Source organism: Brachybacterium sp. AOP29-B2-41, from assembly GCF_052378395.1.
Classification (GTDB): domain Bacteria; phylum Actinomycetota; class Actinomycetes; order Actinomycetales; family Dermabacteraceae; genus Brachybacterium.
Genome location: NZ_JBQSXR010000002.1, coordinates 293152 through 313265, shown reverse-complemented (window position 1 = coordinate 313265; position 20114 = coordinate 293152). Strand labels below are relative to the sequence as shown.

Sequence of the window (20114 nt, the reverse complement as noted above, 5' to 3'; positions counted from 1 at the left end):
TCATGACGAACCGACGCATTCCCTTCAGCCCCCGAGCTGCCGTCCGCCGGCCCCTCACCCGCCGCGCCGCCCTGCTGGGCGGCGGAGCGGGCCTGATGGGCCTGGGCCTCGCGGCCTGCGGCACCGACGACTCCGGCAGCGGCAGTGGCAGCAGCGACAACGGCGGCGGTGGTGGCGAGACCATCACGCTCGGCTACATCCCGTCCTGGACCGACGGCCTGTCCACCGCCTACCTGCTCGACAACCGCCTGACGGCCATGGGCTACACCGTCGAGCACGAGCCGATCACCGAGGCTGGTGTGCTCTACGCGGGCCTCGCCCAGGGCGATGTCGACATCTTCCCCTCGGCCTGGCCCGAGGTCACCCACGCCTCCTACATGGAGGAGTACGGCGACTCCATCGAGGACCTGGTCCCCTACTACGAGGGTGCGGTGCTGAACCTCGCCGTCCCCGAGTACGTCGACATCACCTCGATCGACGAGCTGGCTGGTCAGGCTGACCGCTTCGGCGGTCGGATCGTCGGCATCGAGCCCGGCGCCGGTCTCACCGAGGCCACTCAGGAGCGCGTGATCCCCGGCTATGGTCTCGACGACTACGAGCTGATCACCTCCTCCACCCCGGCGATGATCACCGAGCTGGAGAGCGCGATCGATGCCCAGGAGGACATCGTCGTCACGCTCTGGACCCCGTTCTGGGCGATGCCCGCCTACTCGATGAAGGCACTCGAGGACCCCGAGGGCCACTTCGGTGAGGCCGAGGCCCTGCACCACCTGGCCCGTCAGGGCTTCGGCGCGGACTTCCCGGACGTCACCGAGTGGATCGCCGGCGCCGCCCTGACCGATGAGGAGTTCGGCTCGCTCGAGGACATGGTCGTCAACGAGTTCGGCGAGGGCAAGTATGCCGAGGCCGTGGAGAAGTGGCTCGAGGAGAACCCCGACGTCCTCCCGCCGCTGCCCGGCGAGTGACCCTCCCCCGTCTCGCCCCGTCGGCCGCGAGGGACTGACCTTCCGGCCGACGGTGCAGCGTCCTCGCACAGCGAGCGACAGCGCGAGGCTGCACAGCGAACGGGCCGACCACGACATCGTCGTGGTCGGCCCGTACTGTCATCCTCCGCAGCTGCGACCCCCGGGCCAGTGCGCACACGCAAGGAATGTGCGGGCTCGGAGCGTGCGCGGGCTCGGAGCGTACGCGCGCTCAGTGCGCGAGAGCCACCTCGGCGCCGGCCTTGGCGGAGGCATAGCAGGCATCGATCACGCGGGCGCGGCGCAACGCGAGCGAGCCGTCGTGCGCGACCCAGTCCTCGGAGTGCACCTTCTGGAGGAACTCCGCGATCGCCCCTGCGTGCCGACCGTCCTCACCCACCACCGGCTGCAGCTCGGCAGGGATGCCGGCGACCTCGGTCCAGACCTTCAGCACCTGGTGCGGGTGCGTGGGATCGCCGCCCCATTCGATGGTGGCGCCGCCGTCGGCCCCATAGAGGGTGACGTAGCAGAGGTCGTGCGGGATCCACTGCGCCCAGCTGGACTCCAGCAGCATCGTGCCGCCGCCGTCCAGGCGCAGGAAGGCGGTCGCGAGGTCCTCGACCTCGAAGGGGACGCCCTCCTCGACCTGTGAGATGCCGAAGCCGGAGCCGCCGCGGCCCAGCGGACCGAACTCCGCGTGGGTGGCAGCGGATGCTGCGGTGACCTCGGGCTCGCCCATCAGGTGCAGGGTCATGTCGAGCATGTGGATGCCGATGTCCATCATCGCGCCGCCACCGGAGCTCGCCGCCTTGGTGAACCAGGTGCCGAGCCCCGGGATGCCCTGACGACGGATCCAGCCGGCCTTGGCGTAGTAGAGGTTCCCGAGCACGCCGGAATCGACCACGGCCTTCAGCGCCGTCACATCTCCGCGCTGGCGGTGGTTGAAGGACACCTCGAGCACCCGGCCGGCGCGGTGCGCGGCCTCCACCATGCGCGCGGCGGCTTCGCCGGTCTGGGCCATCGGCTTCTCGGTGAGCACGTGCACGCCCGCCTCGAGGGCGTGGACCGCCATCGGCTCGTGCAGGAACGTGGGCGTGGCGATGGAGACGACGTCGAGCTCGGCCTCGGCGATCATCTGCTTCCAGTCCTGGTAGCGGCCGGGCACGTCGTGCTCCTGCCCGAACCTCTCCAGCAGGTGCTCCTCCATCGCGGACAGTGCGACGAGATCGACGGTGGGATCGGCGGCGTAGGCGGCCACATGCTGCTGGCCGGCCCAGCCCAGGCCGATCACTCCGGCGCGCAGCTTTCGCTGGGCGCCCTCCGGTGCTGCAACGGTCATGGTGCGTGATTCCCTTCGGTGGTTCGGTCGGTCAGCGGGTCAGTCAGTGGGTGAGTCAGTGGGTCAATCGGTGGAGAGCAGCCCCAGAGGATCCTCGCGCAGGCGGGCCAGCGCAAGCTCGATCGCCCCGCGCACCACCACGTCCTGCCCGAGTGCACTGGCCAGCAGCTGCGGGAACGGGGGCGCGGAGACCTCGGGCAGGACGGCGCGGGCGTGGGCCAGCACAGGTTCGATGGCCGTCGCGATCGCGCCGGCGACCACGACCTTCTCAACCCCGAGGAGGCTGGAGAGGATCGCGGCGATGCGGGCCAGCCGCTCCCCGATCCGGTCCAGCACCTCACGCGCCAGCGCATCGCCTTCGTGGGCGGCGGCGAAGACGTCCTCCGCAGTGAGCAGCTCGGCAGGGATCGTCTCCAGAGCGGGTGAGACCGCCCCGGCCACGAGCGCCTCGAGGCTCCAGCGGCGGGCGAGGGCCGCGACACCGTCGGCCCCGCGGGAGTCGCCGAGCACGGTGTCGAGGAAGCGCATCTCGCCGGCCCCGCCGTCGGCCCCTCGCAGCAGGCGGCCGTCGACAATGAGACCGGCTCCGAAGCGCTCCCCCATCAGCAGCGCGGCGAGGTGCTCGGTGCGCTCTCCCGGCACAGCTCCGGCGGGTGCGGCGGGTGCGGCGGGTGCGGCGGGTGCGAGAGCGTGCTCGGCCAGCACCGCGAGGTTCGCATCGTTCTCGACGACGACGGTGCCGTCCAGGGCGTCGACGAAGCCGGGGTTCATGGCAGACCAGTAGGCACCGCCGACAGCGGGCGAGCGGCCGGAGGAGTCGACCGGGGCGGGGACGCCGATGACGGTCAGCAGCCGCAGGCGACCGCTCGCGCCGGCTCGTTCGAGAACCTCGTCGACGAGGGACCGCACGGCGTCCACCCGTTCCTCGGCCGCAGCAGCCCCCTGCTCAGCATCCGTGCCGTCGAGCTCGCCGTGCATCGTGCATCGCGCGGCCGCGAGCTCCTTCCCATGCAGGTCTGCGACCCGGGCGCTGAGGGTGTGCTGTCCGGCGTCGATGCCGATCAGCACCGCGGCCTCGGCGCGCAGCGCATAGTGCCTGGCCGGACGGCCCCGCTGCACGATGCCCTCGTCGCGGCCACCGGAGACCTCGTAGAGCCACCCGGCCTGCTCGAGCTCGGCACAGACCCCGAGCACCGTGGCCCGGGTGAGCCCGGTCGCGGCCATCGCGTCGGCCGCGGTGAACGCCTCCGCCCGCAGGGCGTGCTGCATCAGCGCCTGCCGGTTGGCGCGGCGCATCAGCTGCGGCGAGCTCGCGCCGCGGTCCTGGACGGTTGACATCACTTCCACCCCGCTCCATACTTCCGATAGACCATAAATATAACGCTTGATGTATCTATGGTCGCATCTATCCAGAGAGCCTGCACACTCTTTCGCGAAGGAGACGATGGTGTCATCCTCGACCGGCTCGCCCGGCCCCCTCACCCGACGAACCCTGCTGGCAGGGGCTGGCAGCGCGCTGACCGCGACCGCCCTGGCCGCCTGCGGCGGCGCAAGCGGCTCCTCCCAGCTGACGCTGTACCAGTCCAAACCGGAGGCGATCCCCTACTTCAGCCAGCTCGCCGCGGACTTCTCCACCTCCCAGGACCGCTTCTCCGTCCAGCACGACATCGCCACGAACCTCTCGGCGAGCTTCGTGCGCAACAACCCGCCGGACCTCGGCTGCCTGAACTACAACCTCGAGATGGGCAGGTTCATGGAGCGCGGCGCCCTCTCGGACCTCTCCGACCTGCCCGAGGCCGCGATGATCCGCGAGGACGTCGCCGAGCTCGCTGACTGGTACCCCACCTACGAGGGCCGCACCAGCGTGCTGCCCTACTCGGTCACCGCCGCCTCGGTCATCTACAACCGGCGGATCTTCGAGGAGCACGGCCTAGAGGTCCCCACCACCTGGGACGAGTTCATGACGGTCTGCGAGACCCTGCAGAGCGCGGACGTCACCCCGGTCTACGGAACCTTCCTGGATCCCTGGACGGTCGCGCAGGGCCTGTTCGACTACACCGTCGGCGGGATGATCGACGTGCGCAGCTTCTACGAGCAGATGAACGAGCTCGGCGAGAACGTCGGCCCCGACTCCGAGGTCTCCTTCCAGAACACCCTGCTCGCACCGGTCGAGCGCATGCTGGAGATCGTCCAGCACGTGAACCCCGATGCCGGGAACCGCGCCTACGGCGACGGCAACACAGCGATGGCCCGGGAGCAGGCCGCGATGTACTTCCAGGGGCCGTGGGCCTTCGGGGAGATCGAGAAGTCCGGCTCCGATCTGGACCTCGGCACCTTCCCGCTGCCGATGACCGATGATCCGGCCGACCTGAAGGTGCGCGTGAACATCGACCTCTCGCTGTGGATCCCCGAGGCCGCCAACGAGCACCAGGGCGCCCGCGAGCTGCTGCAGTTCCTCATGCAGCCGGAGGTGCAGAACCAGTACAACGACTCTTTCCTCGCCTTCGGCACCACGAAGGATGCCCCGGCGGTGACCGACGACCGGATCGCGGAGATGCAGCAGTACTACGACGAAGGCCGCTTCTACATGGGCGCATCCCAGTTCATCCCCAACTCGATCCCGGCCCAGAACTACCTCCAGTCGATCGTCGGCGGCGCCGACGCCCGGCAGACCCTGGCGCGCATGGATGCCGACTGGGCCCGCCTGGCCTTCCGGGAGTGATCACCGATGACGTCTCAGCAAGGAGCCCCGATGTCGACGACGACACCACCGCGCACCGCCCCCGGTGACGGCGGGAGCCGATCCCGCACCCCGATCGTCCATCACAAGCGACGGATCGACCCCCTCTACTACCTGTTCCTGTTCCCCTCGCTGGCCCTGTTCAGCCTCGCCGTCACCCTGCCGGCGGTGCTGGGCTTCGGCTACAGCTTCACCAACTCCATCGGCTTCGGCGACTGGGAGTTCATCGGCTTCCGCAACTACATCGCGATGTTCCGCGACCAGGGAATCCTGGGCTCCTACACCTTCACGCTCGGCTTCTCGCTGATCACCGTGATCCTGGTGAACATCCTCGCCTTCGCCCTGGCCCTGGGCCTGACCTCGAAGATCCGCTTCACCACCGCGCTGCGCACGATCTACGTGATCCCGATGGTCATCTCCGGCATCGTCATCGCCTTCGTGTTCCAGTACCTGTTCGCGAACACCGTTCCGGGATTGGGGCAGGCGATCGGCGCTGACGCCCTATCGACCTCGATCCTGGCCAACCCCGACTGGGCCTGGTTGTCGATCGTGATCGTCACCGCCTGGCAGTCGATCCCCTCGACGATGCTCATCTACATCGCCGGGCTCGTCACCATCCCCGGCGAGGTGTACGAGGCCGGCTCGATCGACGGCGCGACCGGCTGGCAGAGCATCCGGCACATCACGCTGCCGCTGGTCTCCGGGTTCATCGTGATCAACACGATCCTGGGATTCAAGAACTACCTCAATGCCTACGACATCATCGTGGGCCTCACCGATGGCGGTCCGGGCGTGGCCACCCGCTCCGTGGCGATGTCGATCTTCCGTGGCTTCGACGGCGGCGACTACGCCTACCAGATGGCGAACGCGATGGTCTTCTTCCTGATCTCGATCGCCCTCGCGCTCCTCCAGCTCCGCATCACCCGAGGAAGGACGGCGTTCTGATCATGTCGACCACCACTTCCGCCGCCGCTGCGGCTCCGACCCCGTCCTCCTCCCCCACCACCTCTGCACCGGCGCGGCGCCGCCGCAGGAAGGTGGGCAGAGATCGCACCAACTGGTCCGCCACCGTGCTGCTGATGGTGGGCGCTCTGGCCGTGCTGGTACCGCTTTTCGTCACGGTGAACATGTCGCTGAAGACCACCGGGCAGGCGGTCGACGGCAATGCCTTCGGCCTGCCGGACCCGGTGACGTTCTCGAGCTTCATCGAGGCATGGAACCTCACGAACTTCCCGCGCGGATTCGCGATCTCGATCTTCATCACCACGATCGCGGTGATCGGCGAGATCGTGATCTCGTCCCTGGCCGCCTACGCGATCGTGCGCAACTGGGATCGGCGCGCCTTCCGCTGGTCGTTCTTCTACCTGCTGGCGGCGATGTTCATCCCGTTCCCGGTGGTGGCGCTGCCCCAGATCCAGCTGACCGGCATGCTCGGCCTGGACAACCCCCTGGGGGTCGCGATCCTGCATATCGCGTTCTCCCTCGCGTTCAACACCCTGCTGTTCACAGCGTTCCTGCGTACCATTCCGCTCGAGCTCGAGGAGTCGATGCGGATGGACGGTGCCGGCACCTGGCAGGTGTTCTGGAAGCTGATCCTGCCGCTGCTGGGCCCCATGTGCGCGACCGTGGGCATCTTCGCCTTCATCGCCTCGTGGAACGATTTCATGATGCCGTCGCTGATCATCTCGGACCCCACCCTGCAGACCATCCCGGTGCTGCAGAACATGTTCCAGACCCAGTTCAGCAACAGCTACAACGTCGCCTTCGCCTCATACCTGATGGCAATGGCACCGGCGATCATCGTCTACCTGTTCGCGCAGCGCTGGGTCATGTCCGGCCTCACCCAGGGCGCCATCAAGTAGCGGGCGAGCCCGAGGGCGGCCGGCGGCGTCGGCCACCCTTCGTACCGCCCGGCGTCGCCTGCCCATCCGTCCCCACCTGCCGCTTCACCACCCGCCTCTTCCTCTCGCACCCGACTTCGACCCACACCTGACTTCCACTCACCACACCGCAGAACCCGGAGGTTCCTCGACCGTGACCACTCCTTCCCTGACCGTTCCCGCCGCCCCGCAGGCCGACGCCGACTGGTGGCGCCAGGCGGCCGTCTACCAGATCTACCCGCGCTCCTTCGCGGACAGCAACGGCGACGGCATCGGTGACCTGGGCGGGATCATCTCCCGCGTGCCCTACCTGCAGCAGCTCGGCGTCGACGCCGTCTGGCTGAGCCCGTTCTACCCCTCCGCGCTCGCGGACGGCGGCTACGACGTGGACGACTTCCGCGACGTCGATCCGAAGATCGGCACCCTGGCGGAGTTCGACGAGATGGTCGCCGCGCTCCATGACGCCGGCATCAAGCTGGTGGTGGACCTGGTCCCCAACCACTCCTCGGACCGCCACGAGTGGTTCCGCGAGGCGCTCGCCTCCCCGAAGGGCTCGAACGCTCGGGCGCGGTACATCTTCCGCGACGGCAAGGGCGAGAACGGGGAGCTGCCCCCGGCGGACTGGACCTCGATCTTCAGCGGCCCGGCCTGGACCCGGGTGCCGGACGGCCAGTGGTACCTGCACTCCTTCGCCACCGAGCAGCCCGACTTCAACTGGGAGCATCCTGAGGTCCACGAGGACTTCAAGCACACGCTGCGGTTCTGGTCGGATCGCGGAGTCGACGGCTTCCGCATCGATGTGGCGCACGGGCTGGCCAAGGATCTCGGCGAGGTGCTGCCGAGCAAGGCGGAGCTGCAGGCGATGCCCAAGGATGGCACCCACCCGCTGTGGGACCGCGACGAGGTCCACGAGATCTATGCCGAGTGGCGCGCCGTGTTCAACGAGTACACGCCGGCACGCACCGCCGTGGCGGAGGCCTGGGTGGAGACCCCGGAGCGGCGCGCGAAGTACGCGAGCCCTGAGGGCCTGGGCCAGGCGTTCAACTTCGATCTGATGGAGGCGGACTTCGACGCGACGCACTTCCGCGACATCGTCACGGACAACCTTGCGCAGTCGGCGGCGACGGGCTCATCCACCACCTGGGTGTTCTCGAACCATGACGGGGTGCGCCATGCGACCCGCTACGGTCTGCCGCCGCGCGCTGGTCGTGACGTGAAGCAGGGTGCGGAGTGGGTGCTCGCCGGCGGTCCGGACGAGGGCATCGATCGTGAACTGGGCCTGCGCCGTGCACGTGCAGCGACGATGTTCGAGCTGGCCCTGCCGGGCAGCGCCTACCTGTACCAGGGCGAAGAGCTGGGCCTGCACGAGGTCGCCGAGATCCCTGATGCACAGCGGCAGGATCCCGCGTTCTGGCGCACCACCGCAGAGGATCGCGGCTTCGACGGCCTGGGCCGCGACGGCTGCCGGGTGCCGCTGCCGTGGGCCCGCGAGGGCGAGTCGTTCGGGTTCGGGACCGGCGGCGCTCACCTGCCCCAGCCAGCCTGGTTCGCGGACTTCTCGGTCGAGGCCGAGGACGGCGTCGCAGGCTCGACCCTCGAGATGTACCGCGAGGCGCTCCGCCTGCGTGGGGAGCTGCAGAGCGAAGAGTCGCTGACCTGGGACGAGGAGGTCTCCACCGGCGACGTCCTCGCCTTCGAGCGGCCCGGCGGCTGGCTGAGCGTGACGAACTTCGGTGACGCGCCGGTCGCACTGCCGGACGGCGAGGTGCTGCTCGCGAGCGCTCCGCTCACAGCGGCCGACGGCACGGCACAGGAGCTGCCCGGCGCGACCACGGTCTGGCTGCGGCGCGCGGAAGCCTGATCCGCCGACCAGCGGCGATACCCCGGATGCCGACCACTGCGGTCGGCGTCCGGGGCATCGTCCTGTCGAGCGTCGCGCGGATGCCTCAGGGATAGGCGATGAAGTCGAGTTCCTCGAAGGCGCTGACTTCGCTGCTCCACCGCGTTGCGACGAACTGCTGATGCTCGGGGTGCGCGTCGTAGGCGGCGTAGGTCGCCTGGTCTGCGAAATTCATCGCGAACTGGAATCGGTAGTCCGATTTGGGGCTGACCTGGCGCGAGACAGCGAAGTCCTGGACTCCGTCGATCTTGCGGAGCAGGGCCGGCGCCTGGGTGAGGAAGTCCTGCTCCGCTGCGGAGTCCGCAGCGTGCACGAGGGTGAAGGAAACGGTGTGACGGATCATCAGGTCACAGTAGATCGAGACCCCCGCTGCAAGGGCGTGGCGGTGACGACGTGAGACGCGGTGGTTCCACGGCACAGCAGATCGAGACGCGCGCGGTGGCCGCGCGCAGTGTCGAGTCTCAGGATGTCGAGTCTCAGGACGTCGCGGCGCACGACGGCGCCGGTCGCAGGACTTCGTCGCCCGTGGGGTGCATCCTGGCACGCCAGCGCTTGCGGGCTTTCCCTGAGGAGGTCCGACCATTCTGGGATATCCGCTGGGCTGCCCGGCGTCACCCTCGGGAATCCGACAGCTGATCGACAACTCGCTACCCGTGCACGGTGCGACGTCGGCACTGCCGGCGATCCCGCCAGGCTCTTCCTGGTCCTCGCCCCGGCCATTGCCCTGGCCCTCGTCCTGTTCCGAGTGCTCGACCTGGTCCTCATCGTGGCATTCGGAGCGATCGACGGGGCTGTCCTCCACCCGCGCGATCGGCCCGAGCGGCGGCGCGGCGGTGATGACCGTCGTGCCACCGTGACCGGTCCAGGCCACCAGGTGGCCGGGGAGCTCCGGGTCCTCGACACGCTCGACCCGGGCGACGTCGTCCTCTCTGGCGAGGTTGCAGTACGCGCAGGAGCCCTGACCGTTGTCCACGCTGGTGGGGCCACCCTTGCTCGCCGGCACGATGTGGTCGTGATGGCGCAGGGGCGCATCGCAGTACGGGGCACGACAGGTGCCATCACGCCAGTTCAGGAACCTTTTCAGGGCAGCCGGGAACTCCCGCGCCCGAGACTCCACGGCGACCAGCTCCCCGGCGGTGGGATGGAGGTACAGACGCCGCAGGACGACCCGCAGCTGCGGCCCGTCCGGTCCGAATCGATCCTCAGCCGGATCCTCGGGCTCGGCGAGCGCGTTGCGCAGCTCTTCGCGCAGAGCCTCAGCCGGGACTGGGCCGTAGCCCTCGATATGGGCGACGTCCCCATGGTCCGGGGAGAGCAGCGCACGGTCGGTCATCATGAGCCCGATCTCGAGCGTCACCGGCTCCATCCCGCTGTCCCGCCCGAGCAGTGTGTCGGTGAAGGCATCCGCCATCAGCGCGCCATGGCCCTGCCGAGCACCGTCGGCCCGTCGGCGTTCCGCCTCGAGGGAGAGCCGTTTATGGACGAGCTTCGCGTCGAGGGCCGGCAGGTACGCGCTGACGGTCGCCATGCCGTACTCGCCCGGGGTGAAGTTCACGTGCCGGTTCTTGCGCGCCGCCTGGTGACGACCGGCGGCACCGTGAGGATCGAGCTCAGCGATGGCCTGGGCGACAGCTTTCTGCCATCGCTTCACTCCGGCGCCGTCCATCCGCGGCAGTCGCGCGAAGAGGTCCTCGTCGACCTGGCGGCGCTGCCGGTCATCGAGCGGCCCCGTTGCGGAGGCGATCGCATAGGCGACCGTGGCCGTGACCTTCCCCCCGGCCAGAGACTGGAGCATGCGGGGCATGGCGCCGACGAGGCGCCGCGCAGACGTCAAGGTCCTCTTCGTCGTCGACGGCGAGCGCCTGGTGGCCAATGAAACATCCCGTGCGGTCCTGGCGTCGGCCTGCCGGATCAGCCGGTCCAGCGGTGGGAGAAAGGAGCTCTCGTGGGCAGCATCGTCACGCGCAGCCTGCACCTGGTCACGGGTGGTCGCCTCGGCGAGCGCGACCACGGCGCGTGCCTCGAGGGCGTCGAGAGAGCTGCGCGCCTCATGGATCTTGTCGAGCAGGTTCTTGTACGTACCGCGCGGTCGCGCACCGGGCGTGAACATCCGTCTCGGGGTGGCTGCGATGGCGGAGAGCAGGAAGTCGGTATCCCCGATCAGCTCCGCGAGACCGGTGGGGCCTGCCTCACGAAGCGCAGCGAGGAGCGCCTCGGGAGCGGGATGCTCCTGCGAGAACTCCGGAATATTCGCTGTCGACATGCCTCCATCCTTCCCGGTTCGGCCCAGAATCGAAACCCCGTCCGAGAAATGTGGATAACGTGCTTGCCGCCCCCGGCATCCCCTTGAACCGACCTGAGCACCCTCACAACCTGCAACGATGCACCGGCACCGCGCTCCCCATCGACGACGTCGCAAAAACCTGCGCCCCTGCCGTCGAGACTGTGGATGAATTTGTGGATAAATGGCCACTGTGGAGGAACGGTCGCAGGTTTTCACTCACCGCAAGTCCCTACTTGCCACTCGGCGAGGCCTTGCACTTCACGCCGCCCGGGTATCTGATGGGCACCACCACTCCCCCGCCAGCAGGAGGACCAGATGGATAAGCTCGACCGCCCGCCGACGACCACCGGCCCGGAGACGTCATTCACCGGCGAGGTCCTCCTGGATGCGATCCGCGGCCCGCGCGGTGAGTCGCGGGCAGCGATGAACCATGTGCATTTCGCTCCAGGCTCCCGGACCCACTGGCACTGGCATCCGGTGGGCCAGACGCTCTACGGGACCGACGGCACGGGTTTGGTGGTCACCCGCGCCGGGGAGGTGCTCACCCTCGAGCCCGGCCGCACCGTCTGGATCCCGCCGCGCGAGGAGCACTGGCATGGCGCGCTCAGCGCCTCCCCGATGTCCCACATCGCGGTGCAGGAAGCCGATCAGGACGACGAGACCGTGATCTGGCTCGAGCCGGTGAGCGACGAGGAGTTCGCTCGGGCGAACGCCGCCGTCGGCGCCTGACCTGACAGGCCCCGACCTCCCCCACGACCCCGGGCACATTTGTCGACCATCCGGTCTGCTCCCGCTGCGACCTGCACGAACACCCCGTAGGGGCCGTTCAGGCATGCTCGGAATAGCCGCTTCAGCACACGGTCACCTACGTTGGTAGCCCCCGTCGGAGACTCCGGTGGGTTGCCTCGACCGAAGGAGATCGCCATGCGCAAGGCCGTCCTTCCCATCAGCCTCACCACCATTCTGCTGATCATCATCATCCTGCTGCTCGTGCTCTGATCTGCACGTGCTCACGCAGCCTGAGCAGAGTCACCACCCCGCACAGGGCATCGGCAGCGCCGGTGCCCTGTGCGCTGTACCGGCAGACGGGCGACGGGCGCCGGGCGACGGGCGACGGGCGACGGGCACTGTCTGCCCGCCGAGCCGACGCAGACTCTGCGGACAGGCCCTGTCCGCACAGCAGCGGACGATAGGGGCACAGCGGCACACTGCCACCCTTCACCAGCCGAGCACCCCACGGACCCACACCCCGGGAGAGCACCCCATGAGCGCCACCGTCCAGATCACGTTCGATGCCCGCGACCCGCGCACGCTCTCGCTGTTCTGGAGAGAGGTGCTCGGATACGTGCATCCGGGCCCTCCCGGCATCGCCCTGTCACCGGGCTCCGATCCACTGGCGGCGTGGGACGACTTCCTCGCGGCGAGCGGCGTGCCCGAGGAGCAGCGCAACAGCGCCTCCGCCCTCGAGGATCCCGACGGGGCCGGGCCGCGACTCTTCTTCCAGCAGGTCCCGGAGGGCAAGGTCGCCAAGAATCGGATGCACCTCGATGTGCGCACCGCACCGGACCTCCGCGAGGAGGAGCGGATGGCCGCGCTCGAGGAACGGTGCGAGCAGCTGCTCGCGCTCGGGGCCACGCGAGTGCAGCGCCACGAGCCCGAGCCGCCGATGAACATCGGATTCATCGTGATGGCCGATCCGGAGGGCAACGAGTTCTGCCTCGACTGACACGGCGGGACTGACACGGCTGGACTGCCTCGACTGGACTGACACGGCCGGACTGACCCGACTCGACTGACCCGGCTGGACCGACCCGTCTGAGCCGTCCCTCCACGCCGCCCCGGACTGCGCTCCCCGGTCCGGGTCTTGACCGCGCCCTACAACTGTCCTACAGTATTAGTTACCTAATACATTGAGACAGGGGGTCGCTGATGCAGTTCGACAGTTCACTCCCGATCTGGATGCAGCTGGTCACAGAGTTCTCCCGCCGGATCGTCGTCGGCCAGTGGCCCGCTGGAGCCAAGATCCCGGGCGTTCGCGGGCTCGCCACCGAGCTCGGCGTCAACCCGAACACGATCCAACGAGCTCTGGCCGAGCTCGAGCGCGAGGGGCTGTGCCGCTCCGAACGCACCTCCGGCCGCTTCGTCACCGAGGACACCGACCGGATCGACCGGCTGCGAGCCGACCTCGCCGAAGGCGCCGCAGACGACTTCATCCAGCACGCCCGAGGCTTCGGCATGGGGCGAAGCCAGGCCCAGCAGCTCCTCACCGAGAGATGGAATCACCATGACCACGACAGCAACGGCAGTCCCCAGACCGAGGGAGCCTGAGATGACCATCCCTGAGCATGCGAAGCACCCTCTGATCTCCACCAGGGGGCTGACCAAGACCTTTGGTCGGATCACAGCGATCGACTCCCTGGATCTCGAGCTCGAAGGAGGCCGGATCATCGGCCTGCTGGGCGAGAACGGATGCGGCAAGACCACGCTGATGAAGATCCTCGCCGGCGTGATCAGCGACTACCAGGGAGAGGCCCGTATCGCGGGCCTGGTCCCGGGCCCGGCCTCCAAGGCAAAGGTCTCCTTCCTCCCCGACACCAGCTTCCTGCCCGACGGGGCCCGAGCGCGCTACTGCGTGGACCTGTACAGCGACTTCTTCGAGGACTTCGACGCCGCGAAGGCCCACGAGCTCCTGCGGTTCTTCGGACTCGACGAGTCGATGCGCCTGAAGGCGATGTCCAAGGGCATGCGGGAGAAGGTCCAGATCGCGCTGGCGATGTCCCGCCGGGCCGAGGTGTTCCTGCTGGACGAGCCGATCAGCGGCGTCGACCCCGCCGCCCGCCAGATCATCCTCGACGGGATCCTGGGCACCCTCGAGGAGGACTCGCTGCTGCTGATCTCCACCCACCTGATCCACGACCTCGAGCCGATCCTCGACTCGGTGGTCATGATGCGGCACGGCTCCGTGGTCCTCGCCGGCGAGGCCGACGACCTCCGCGCCGCGCACGGGGCCAGCCTCGATGAGATCTTCAAGGAGACGTACCGATGATCACCACCCTCATGAAGCACGAATGGCTGCGCACCCGTGGGCTGCTCGGCACCATCGGCGCGATCGTCCTGCTGCTGGTCGCTGCGGGCACCGCGCTGACCGCCACCGGCTGGCCCGTGATCTCCCTGATCGGAATGCTGATGGTGGTGGTCCCGCTCACCGGGCTGATCCCGGCGCTGCAGATCGCCCTGACCATCCATTACTGGCAGTCCAGCTACAGCCGCACCGGATACTTCACCCAGTCCCTCCCCGTGCGCGGGGCCACGATCTATGCGGCCAAGCTGCTATGGGCGCTGCTGATCTCCCTCGCCGGGCTGCTGGTGGCCTTCGGCCTGCTGTTCGCCGCCTGGCCCGTCATCGGCGGGCAGATGGGGACCGATCGCAACCCCTTCTCCGTCATCCAGCAGCTGTGGAGCACGGGCGCGGCGGTCACCTCGACGCCGCTCCTGATCGCCGGCATCGTGCTCTTCGTGGGCATGATCCTGGTCTGGCCGATCCAGTACTTCTTCGCCGCCTCGGTGGGCAGCGAGACCCCGCTGAACCGGCTCGGCCTCGGCGGCCCCGTGGTGGTCTTCCTCGGTCTCTACCTCGCCTCGCAGGTCCTCATCTTCCTCGGGATCGCCGCCCTCCCCTGGGGCATCGCGATGGTCGACGGGAGCCTCGCGGTGGTGCACTGGTCCGTGTTCAGCGAGATGGCGGCAGGATCCACCAGCACGGACGACATCATGCCGATCGGGTTCCTGCCGGTGATCCTGCTGATGACGCTGGTGTGCCTCGTGCGCAGCGTCCACTCCTGGAGGAGCAAGGTCAGCCTCGTATGAGGAGCGTGATGCCCGAGGGCTTGGATGCCTGAGGAAACGCACGACGGAGGGCCGCCCCGACGAGGGGGCGGCCCTCCTACTTCGCTGAGGAGCATTCGAACCGCCTCCCGAGGAGTACGAGGATGTACCACGGAACACCCCTGCGCGAGGCCCGCGTGCTCATCACCGTCCGCGAGCAGGTCGCCGCCGCCGCACTGGTGGCGGGCCCGCAGGACGTGGTGATCAACAATGCCGGCATCATCACCGGCACGCGGCTGCTGGAGGCGAGCGACGAGGACATCCGCCGCACCTTCGAGCTGAACACCCTTGCCCTGTTCTAGGTGACGCGCGCCTTCCTGCCCGGGATGCTCGAGCGCGAGCACGGCACCATCGCCAGCGCCGCGGGGCTGGCCGGGGTCGCCCGGCAGACGGACTACTCCGCGAGCAAGTGGGCCGCAGTCGGATTCACCGAGTCGCTGCGGGCTGAGCTGCGGGCGGACTCCAGCGCCGTGGGGACCTTCGCGATGTGCCCGTTCGACATCGACACCGACATGTTCGAGGGGGCGAGCACGAAGTTCCCCCGCCTGCTGCCGATCCTGACGTAGCAGGAGGTGGCACGCAGCGCGCTCACGGCGATCGAGCGCGGGAAAGAGCAGATCATCACCCCGTGGCTCGCCCGGCTGCTCCCGGCGGCGCGGATCCTGCCGGTGCGGCTCTTCGACCGCGGCCTGGATCTGCTGGGCGTCAACCACACGATGGACGGCTTCGTGGGGCCGGGTCCGTCCAGTTCGCAGGGTTCAGGGCGAGCAGCACGACCAGCACCATGATCACGGCGGCGACGATGCCGAGCACGGAGAAGCTGGTGGCGACAAGGAGCGGGCCACCGGTCGCCGGCCGCAGTCGCACTCCCCCGCGATCCGCCGGGCGCCGGCGCCGTCCCGCTGGGGGCGCAGCTCGCAGCGCAGACGGTGCACCCTCTAGAACTGCTCTCGACGGGCGCATGCTCGGCGCCGCGATGCAGGAGACTGGCCGCATGGACTGCCACGACACCGCACACGGGATCGCCGAGCTCAGCCGCTGGATCGACGACGGCAACGCGCACCGCGATCCGGAGGCCGCGACCTGGGCCCGGCTGGCGAAGATCACCGAGGAGGCCGGCGAGGTGGTCTCCGCGCACATCGGTGCGACCGGCCAGAACCCGCGCAAGGGCGTCACCCACAGCTCAGCGGATGTCGAGGAGGAGCTGCTGGACGTGGTGATCACGGCGCTGGCGGCGCTCGAGCACCTGCGCGGTCACGATGAACGGTCGTTGGCGCTGCTCAGCGACAAGGTCGCCGCGACCTTGCGCCGCGCCGGCCTGCGGGACTAGTCACTCGCGCGGCGCGCCCGCGCTGAGCGTCGGAACCAGTTCACGAGCACCCCGGGCACGAAGCGGTCCACGAACGGCGCGCCGAACCGTGCGAGCACCTCGACCAACAGCCCGAGGAAGAACGCGACCAGAGGCATCCAGAGGGCGAGGCCGACGTCGACGACGATGTTGCCCATCATCCCCATCCGGGCCTGGGTGCTGGTCCAGACCAGCGCGAGCAGGATCACCGAGCCTCCGAAGTAGGCGAGCGGGAGCGCCGCCCAGGAGGCGGCCTGCGCGAGGATGTTCCCCTTCACGAGTTCGCGGTCCCGGTTCCACAGCAGCGCGACCACCACCGGCATCAGCAGAGCGATCAGCACCATGGGGATCCACCCGTACCAGGGCAGATCGAAGAACCACAGGAACTCGTCGGAGCGCTCCAGCCCGAAGTCCTCGACGTTGCCCTGCAGGTTCATATGCACCGGCACGGACAGCATCCCGAGCCCCGGCAGCAGGGCGAGGCCGGTCAGTCCCCAGATCGGGAGCGAAAGCAGGAGGGGCAGCACGGATCGCGCCTCCCCGTCGATGATCATCGCGATCGCTCCGCCGACCACGATCAGCACCCCGACCGGGATGGCGAATGCCAGGGCGTGCACGAGCGCGAGCCGGGGCGCGGCGGCGAGATCCGCCACCAGCGGCCACCAGGCGGGCTTCTCGCTCCCCGCCACATGCCCCAGGAACAGCGGCAGCGCGATCAGTGCCCAGGTGCCGAAGAACATGTCGGCCCCGGCGGAGTGCATCGAGAGCGCCATCCCCAGCGAATCGTCCTCGATCGCGAACGCGGTGACGCGCGTGGCGATCACGGCGAAGATCGCCACTGCGAGCCCGGAGAAACCCGACCACAGCAGGGCGCCGAGCGCTCCGTTCGAGCTCCAGCGGCGCTGGACGAGACGCGCGGCGAAAAAGGCTGTCGCCACCATCGCGACGGTGATCAGGAGCGGCAATCCCCGCCAGCTCATCGTGGCACCGCCCAGGAAACCCAGGCTCAGTTCGATGTCATAGGAGCCGAAGGAGGCGAGGGAGACCAGCTGGAACGGGATTCCCACCAGGCCCACGATCGCCCGCCACCCGCCATCTCCCGAGGGCGCGGTCGCACCGCCGGTCGGCGAGGTGGTACCCCCGGCCAGATCGCCGGTGTCGAGGGTGAGCACGACGGCGATGGCCGAGACGATCACCAGCAGCGCAGCACCGAGGGCGATGACGTAGGCGAGCGCGCCGACCACGAAGGTGGGTAGAGGGTTGCCGATACCGAACCGTTGCAGGGCGGCGCCGGCTTGCGCCGCAGACAGTGTCTGCGTCCCCTGGGCGTGGGGCGGTGCCTGCGGGTGCGGCGGTGCCGCCGACGCTGACGGGGCGGAGGCTGCCCAGGGCCCCGGCGAGGCGGACGGCGCCGAGCTGAACGGGGCTGGCGATCCGGGCGGCGGGCCGGATGGCGGGCCCGGCGGGACGGAGCCGTAGGGCTCGGGAGCCGGCGGGACCTGGCCATACCCATACGATCCGGAATGGTTGCCCGGCTGTCCGCTGCCCGGATGGCCCTGGTCTCCCCTATCGCCGTAGGGATGGTTCGCCTGCGACATGTGTTCCCCTCTCGCGTGACCGGCCTTCGTGGGCGCGGTCCTGTACCCCGGTATCGAGCCTAGCCGGTGGCACGTTTCCGAACCGAGGCAGGCACCATCGAGGTCAGGGGACGGAGGAGAAACGGAAAACCCTCAGACCTGGGCGATACGCCATCCGTCGCTCCAGCACAGGGGGCTAGTCGTGGGCCCGGAGGGGATCGAACCCTCGACCCGCGGATTAAAAGTCCGATGCTCTACCACTGAGCTACAGGCCCGTGCCCGCCGAGCGGGCCAGATCATCTTAGCGGCGCGCGAGCGGTGCCGAGGACGCCGGGGAGGCGGGCGTGGCCCAGCTCCCCGGCGTCCGGCGGTGCACCACCGGCGCAGCGAACCCCCGGACGGCTCAGCGAGCGCTGGCCAGTTCGCGCTCGCGCACGTAGTCGCTGACGTCGACGTCCTCCCAGACCTCGACGTTCTTGATCTCCGGCAGGTCGGAGGCCAGGAAGATGGGGTCCAGGCCCTGGGCGCGCTGGGCGTTGTAGTGCTTCAGCAGCGTGACCGCCGTGGGCGTGAGGATCGCGATCACCACCAGGTTGATGAGGGCGATGAACACCATGGACACCCCGGCGATGGTCCAGGCGAGGTCCACCGCAATCACGGAGCCGAGGAACACCAGCGCCACCACGGCGACGCCGAAGGCAACATGCCAGCCGCGCTTGGCGGTCAGGAAGTGCATATTCGCCTCGCCGTAGGAGAAGTTCCCCAGCACCGAGGTGAAGGCGAGCAGGAACATGATCACGGCGAGCAGCACCGCGGCCCAGGAGCCGAGGTTGGAGGCCAAGGACTCCTGCACCATCATCAGGCCCTCTCCGCCGACGGAGACGTCGGGGAAGGAGACCAGCACGATGAACCCGGTGATCGAGCAGATCAGCAGGGTGTCGAAGTAGACGCCGAGGGTCTGCACCAGGCCCTGCTTGACCGGGTGGCTCACCGAGGCGGTGGCGGCGACGTTGGGGACCGAGCCCATGCCGGCCTCGTTGGAGAGCATGCCGCGCTGGACGCCGTTGACGATGGCGGCACCGATGCCGCCGCCGATGACGGCCTGCGGGTTGAATGCCTCGGTGACGATCTGGCCCAGCACCCGGGGCAGCTCGCCGAGGTTCATGCCGACGATGATGATGCCGATGATCAGGTAGATCAGAGCCATGATCGGCACCATTCTCTGCGCGACCGAAGCCACCCGGCGCATGCCGCCGAAGATGATCCCGGCGGTGAGCAGCGCGAGCACCACGCCCAGCACGATCGGGAGCCAGGACAGGCCCTCAGGATCGGTGTAGAGCGCAACGGCGCCGGAGACGGCATCGACGATGGTGTTGGCCTGCAGCGAGGTGAAGGCGAAGGCGAAGCAGAAGATGAACAGGATCGCGAAGAACGCACCGAAGCCGCGACTGCCCAGCCCGCGGTGGATGTAGAACGCGGGACCGCCCTTGTAGGTGTCCGCAGAGCGGGTCTTCCACAGCTGCGCGAGGGTGGACTCGATGAAGCTCGCCGCACCGCCGACGACGCACATGATCCACATCCACAGCAGCGCGCCCGGCCCGCCCAAGAAGATCGCCCCGGCCACGCCGGAGATGTTCCCGGTGCCCACGCGGGCGGCGGCGGAGACCGAGAAGGCCTGGAAGGCGCTGAGGGACTTGGTGCGCTCGGTGCGCTTACGCCCGCTGCCCACCGGCTCGCGCTGCGCCTTCTGGGTGATGGCGCCGAGCATCGCCGGGATCATCCGCAGCTGCACCGCACCGGTGCGGATCGTGAAGTAGAGACCGAGCACCACGACCACGGGCATCCCTGCCCAGGTCCAGAGCCAGCCCTCAGCATTTCCGAGGAACTCGTTCAGTGTTTCGAGGGGGTTCATGGGCACGAGAGTATCGAGGCGGCTCACGCAGGGACCGGACCCGCACCCTGCTGGATCACCCGGCGAGACAGCGTTGTACCCGCGCGTGTACAGGCACGCGAAGCTGTGTCCCGCATCGCGGTCACGTGACGCACACCACAGCCGCTGTACGCCGGGCACGCGAATCGCCTGCTCAAAGACGGCATCGCCCCAGGTCGCCATGAATAGTCCACAGTTGTCCGACAATCTGATTCCCGGACGCCGGACAGTCACAGTTGCGTCACGACACTCCGAGGATGGCCCCCCGC

Annotated in this window: 19 protein-coding genes and 1 tRNA gene; 14 read left to right on the top strand and 6 right to left on the bottom strand. The window is 68.7% G+C overall.

Translation table 11 applies throughout. The annotated features are described in order from the left end of the window. The first annotated feature begins 2 nt into the window (after positions 1-2). A complete protein-coding gene (locus ACT3T9_RS03620; protein ID WP_345076789.1) occupies positions 3-965 on the top strand; it encodes a glycine betaine ABC transporter substrate-binding protein in 963 nt (320 codons plus the stop codon). Between the two features lie 229 nt (positions 966-1194). Here the strand turns inward: ACT3T9_RS03620 and ACT3T9_RS03615 are convergent, their stop codons facing one another. Next, positions 1195-2301, bottom strand: a complete 1107-nt coding sequence (locus tag ACT3T9_RS03615) for a Gfo/Idh/MocA family protein (protein ID WP_441444404.1) — start codon at positions 2299-2301, stop codon at positions 1195-1197. A gap of 63 nt (positions 2302-2364) precedes the next feature. After that, on the bottom strand, positions 2365-3639 hold the full coding sequence (locus tag ACT3T9_RS03610; protein ID WP_444605985.1) for an ROK family protein: 1275 nt from the start codon (positions 3637-3639) through the stop codon (positions 2365-2367). A 106-nt stretch (positions 3640-3745) separates the two neighbouring features. Here ACT3T9_RS03610 and ACT3T9_RS03605 point away from each other — a divergent pair, with 106 nt between their 5' ends. The 4 genes from ACT3T9_RS03605 (at position 3746) to ACT3T9_RS03590 (ending at position 8782) form a co-directional block, all read left to right on the top strand. Next, the gene (locus ACT3T9_RS03605) at positions 3746-5023 is read left to right on the top strand and encodes an ABC transporter substrate-binding protein (protein ID WP_444605984.1); all 1278 of its coding nucleotides are present in this window, start codon (positions 3746-3748) and stop codon (positions 5021-5023) included. A gap of 30 nt (positions 5024-5053) precedes the next feature. Next, the gene (locus tag ACT3T9_RS03600; protein WP_442332419.1) at positions 5054-5986 is read left to right on the top strand and encodes a carbohydrate ABC transporter permease; all 933 of its coding nucleotides are present in this window, start codon (positions 5054-5056) and stop codon (positions 5984-5986) included. 2 nt (positions 5987-5988) lie between these two features. Further along, a complete protein-coding gene (locus tag ACT3T9_RS03595) occupies positions 5989-6903 on the top strand; it encodes a carbohydrate ABC transporter permease (protein ID WP_444605983.1) in 915 nt (304 codons plus the stop codon). A gap of 172 nt (positions 6904-7075) precedes the next feature. Next, on the top strand, positions 7076-8782 hold the full coding sequence (locus ACT3T9_RS03590) for a glycoside hydrolase family 13 protein (RefSeq protein WP_444605982.1): 1707 nt from the start codon (positions 7076-7078) through the stop codon (positions 8780-8782). Positions 8783-8867: 85 nt separating this feature from the next. Here the strand turns inward: ACT3T9_RS03590 and ACT3T9_RS03585 are convergent, their stop codons facing one another. Then, positions 8868-11084, bottom strand: a complete 2217-nt coding sequence (locus ACT3T9_RS03585) for a Dabb family protein (protein WP_444605981.1) — start codon at positions 11082-11084, stop codon at positions 8868-8870. Positions 11085-11420: 336 nt separating this feature from the next. On the opposite strand from ACT3T9_RS03585, the gene ACT3T9_RS03580 reads away from it, so the two are divergent. The 9 genes from ACT3T9_RS03580 (at position 11421) to ACT3T9_RS03540 (ending at position 16320) form a co-directional block, all read left to right on the top strand. After that, positions 11421-11834, top strand: a complete 414-nt coding sequence (locus ACT3T9_RS03580) for a (R)-mandelonitrile lyase (RefSeq protein ID WP_441443059.1) — start codon at positions 11421-11423, stop codon at positions 11832-11834. Between the two features lie 535 nt (positions 11835-12369). Beyond that, the gene (locus tag ACT3T9_RS03575; RefSeq protein WP_441443060.1) at positions 12370-12831 is read left to right on the top strand and encodes a VOC family protein; all 462 of its coding nucleotides are present in this window, start codon (positions 12370-12372) and stop codon (positions 12829-12831) included. A 203-nt stretch (positions 12832-13034) separates the two neighbouring features. Further along, the gene (locus ACT3T9_RS03570) at positions 13035-13433 is read left to right on the top strand and encodes a GntR family transcriptional regulator (RefSeq protein ID WP_442332765.1); all 399 of its coding nucleotides are present in this window, start codon (positions 13035-13037) and stop codon (positions 13431-13433) included. Position 13434: 1 nt separating this feature from the next. After that, entirely contained in the window at positions 13435-14151 is a 717-nt protein-coding gene (locus tag ACT3T9_RS03565) for an ABC transporter ATP-binding protein (protein ID WP_442332766.1), read from the top strand. Next, the gene (locus ACT3T9_RS03560; protein WP_444605980.1) at positions 14148-14972 is read left to right on the top strand and encodes a hypothetical protein; all 825 of its coding nucleotides are present in this window, start codon (positions 14148-14150) and stop codon (positions 14970-14972) included. Before ACT3T9_RS03565 ends, ACT3T9_RS03560 begins: the two co-directional genes overlap by 4 nt. A 122-nt stretch (positions 14973-15094) precedes the next feature. Continuing rightward, the gene (locus ACT3T9_RS03555; RefSeq protein ID WP_444605979.1) at positions 15095-15292 is read left to right on the top strand and encodes a hypothetical protein; all 198 of its coding nucleotides are present in this window, start codon (positions 15095-15097) and stop codon (positions 15290-15292) included. Next, positions 15293-15556, top strand: coding sequence for an SDR family NAD(P)-dependent oxidoreductase (locus ACT3T9_RS03550; protein WP_444605978.1), 264 nt, complete (start codon positions 15293-15295; stop codon positions 15554-15556). It abuts the gene before it with no gap. Between the two features lie 6 nt (positions 15557-15562). Next, entirely contained in the window at positions 15563-15778 is a 216-nt protein-coding gene (locus tag ACT3T9_RS03545) for a hypothetical protein (protein ID WP_441443066.1), read from the top strand. Between the two features lie 206 nt (positions 15779-15984). Continuing rightward, positions 15985-16320 (top strand): MazG-like family protein, encoded by a 336-nt coding sequence (locus ACT3T9_RS03540; RefSeq protein WP_441443067.1) that lies wholly within the window; start codon positions 15985-15987, stop codon positions 16318-16320. Here ACT3T9_RS03540 and ACT3T9_RS03535 read toward each other — a convergent pair. The 3 genes from ACT3T9_RS03535 to ACT3T9_RS03525 all read right to left on the bottom strand — a co-directional run bounded on the left by ACT3T9_RS03535 (position 16317) and on the right by ACT3T9_RS03525 (position 19827). Continuing rightward, on the bottom strand, positions 16317-17582 hold the full coding sequence (locus tag ACT3T9_RS03535; protein ID WP_444605977.1) for a hypothetical protein: 1266 nt from the start codon (positions 17580-17582) through the stop codon (positions 16317-16319). The two genes, ACT3T9_RS03540 and ACT3T9_RS03535, sit on opposite strands and share 4 nt — an antisense overlap. A gap of 536 nt (positions 17583-18118) precedes the next feature. Next, positions 18119-18190: transfer RNA gene (locus tag ACT3T9_RS03530), tRNA-Lys, on the bottom strand. A gap of 128 nt (positions 18191-18318) precedes the next feature. Further along, positions 18319-19827 (bottom strand): alanine/glycine:cation symporter family protein, encoded by a 1509-nt coding sequence (locus tag ACT3T9_RS03525; protein WP_444605976.1) that lies wholly within the window; start codon positions 19825-19827, stop codon positions 18319-18321. Between the last annotated feature and the right edge of the window lie 287 nt (positions 19828-20114).

What these genes read in the sequence shown, in the direction of transcription:
- ACT3T9_RS03570 (WP_442332765.1), top strand. Translation starts at nt 13,035, where the DNA reads ATGCAGTTCGACAGTTCACTCCCGATCTGGATGCAGCTGGTCACAGAG.
- ACT3T9_RS03600 (WP_442332419.1), top strand. Translation starts at nt 5,054, where the DNA reads ATGTCGACGACGACACCACCGCGCACCGCCCCCGGTGACGGCGGGAGC.
- ACT3T9_RS03580 (WP_441443059.1), top strand. Translation starts at nt 11,421, where the DNA reads ATGGATAAGCTCGACCGCCCGCCGACGACCACCGGCCCGGAGACGTCA.
- ACT3T9_RS03605 (WP_444605984.1), top strand. Translation starts at nt 3,746, where the DNA reads ATGGTGTCATCCTCGACCGGCTCGCCCGGCCCCCTCACCCGACGAACC.
- ACT3T9_RS03540 (WP_441443067.1), top strand. Translation starts at nt 15,985, where the DNA reads ATGGACTGCCACGACACCGCACACGGGATCGCCGAGCTCAGCCGCTGG.
- ACT3T9_RS03610 (WP_444605985.1), bottom strand. Translation starts at nt 3,639, where the DNA reads ATGTCAACCGTCCAGGACCGCGGCGCGAGCTCGCCGCAGCTGATGCGC.
- ACT3T9_RS03575 (WP_441443060.1), top strand. Translation starts at nt 12,370, where the DNA reads ATGAGCGCCACCGTCCAGATCACGTTCGATGCCCGCGACCCGCGCACG.
- ACT3T9_RS03555 (WP_444605979.1), top strand. Translation starts at nt 15,095, where the DNA reads ATGTACCACGGAACACCCCTGCGCGAGGCCCGCGTGCTCATCACCGTC.
- ACT3T9_RS03620 (WP_345076789.1), top strand. Translation starts at nt 3, where the DNA reads ATGACGAACCGACGCATTCCCTTCAGCCCCCGAGCTGCCGTCCGCCGG.
- ACT3T9_RS03525 (WP_444605976.1), bottom strand. Translation starts at nt 19,827, where the DNA reads ATGAACCCCCTCGAAACACTGAACGAGTTCCTCGGAAATGCTGAGGGC.
- ACT3T9_RS03565 (WP_442332766.1), top strand. Translation starts at nt 13,435, where the DNA reads ATGACCATCCCTGAGCATGCGAAGCACCCTCTGATCTCCACCAGGGGG.
- ACT3T9_RS03585 (WP_444605981.1), bottom strand. Translation starts at nt 11,084, where the DNA reads ATGTCGACAGCGAATATTCCGGAGTTCTCGCAGGAGCATCCCGCTCCC.
- ACT3T9_RS03595 (WP_444605983.1), top strand. Translation starts at nt 5,989, where the DNA reads ATGTCGACCACCACTTCCGCCGCCGCTGCGGCTCCGACCCCGTCCTCC.
- ACT3T9_RS03615 (WP_441444404.1), bottom strand. Translation starts at nt 2,301, where the DNA reads ATGACCGTTGCAGCACCGGAGGGCGCCCAGCGAAAGCTGCGCGCCGGA.
- ACT3T9_RS03560 (WP_444605980.1), top strand. Translation starts at nt 14,148, where the DNA reads ATGATCACCACCCTCATGAAGCACGAATGGCTGCGCACCCGTGGGCTG.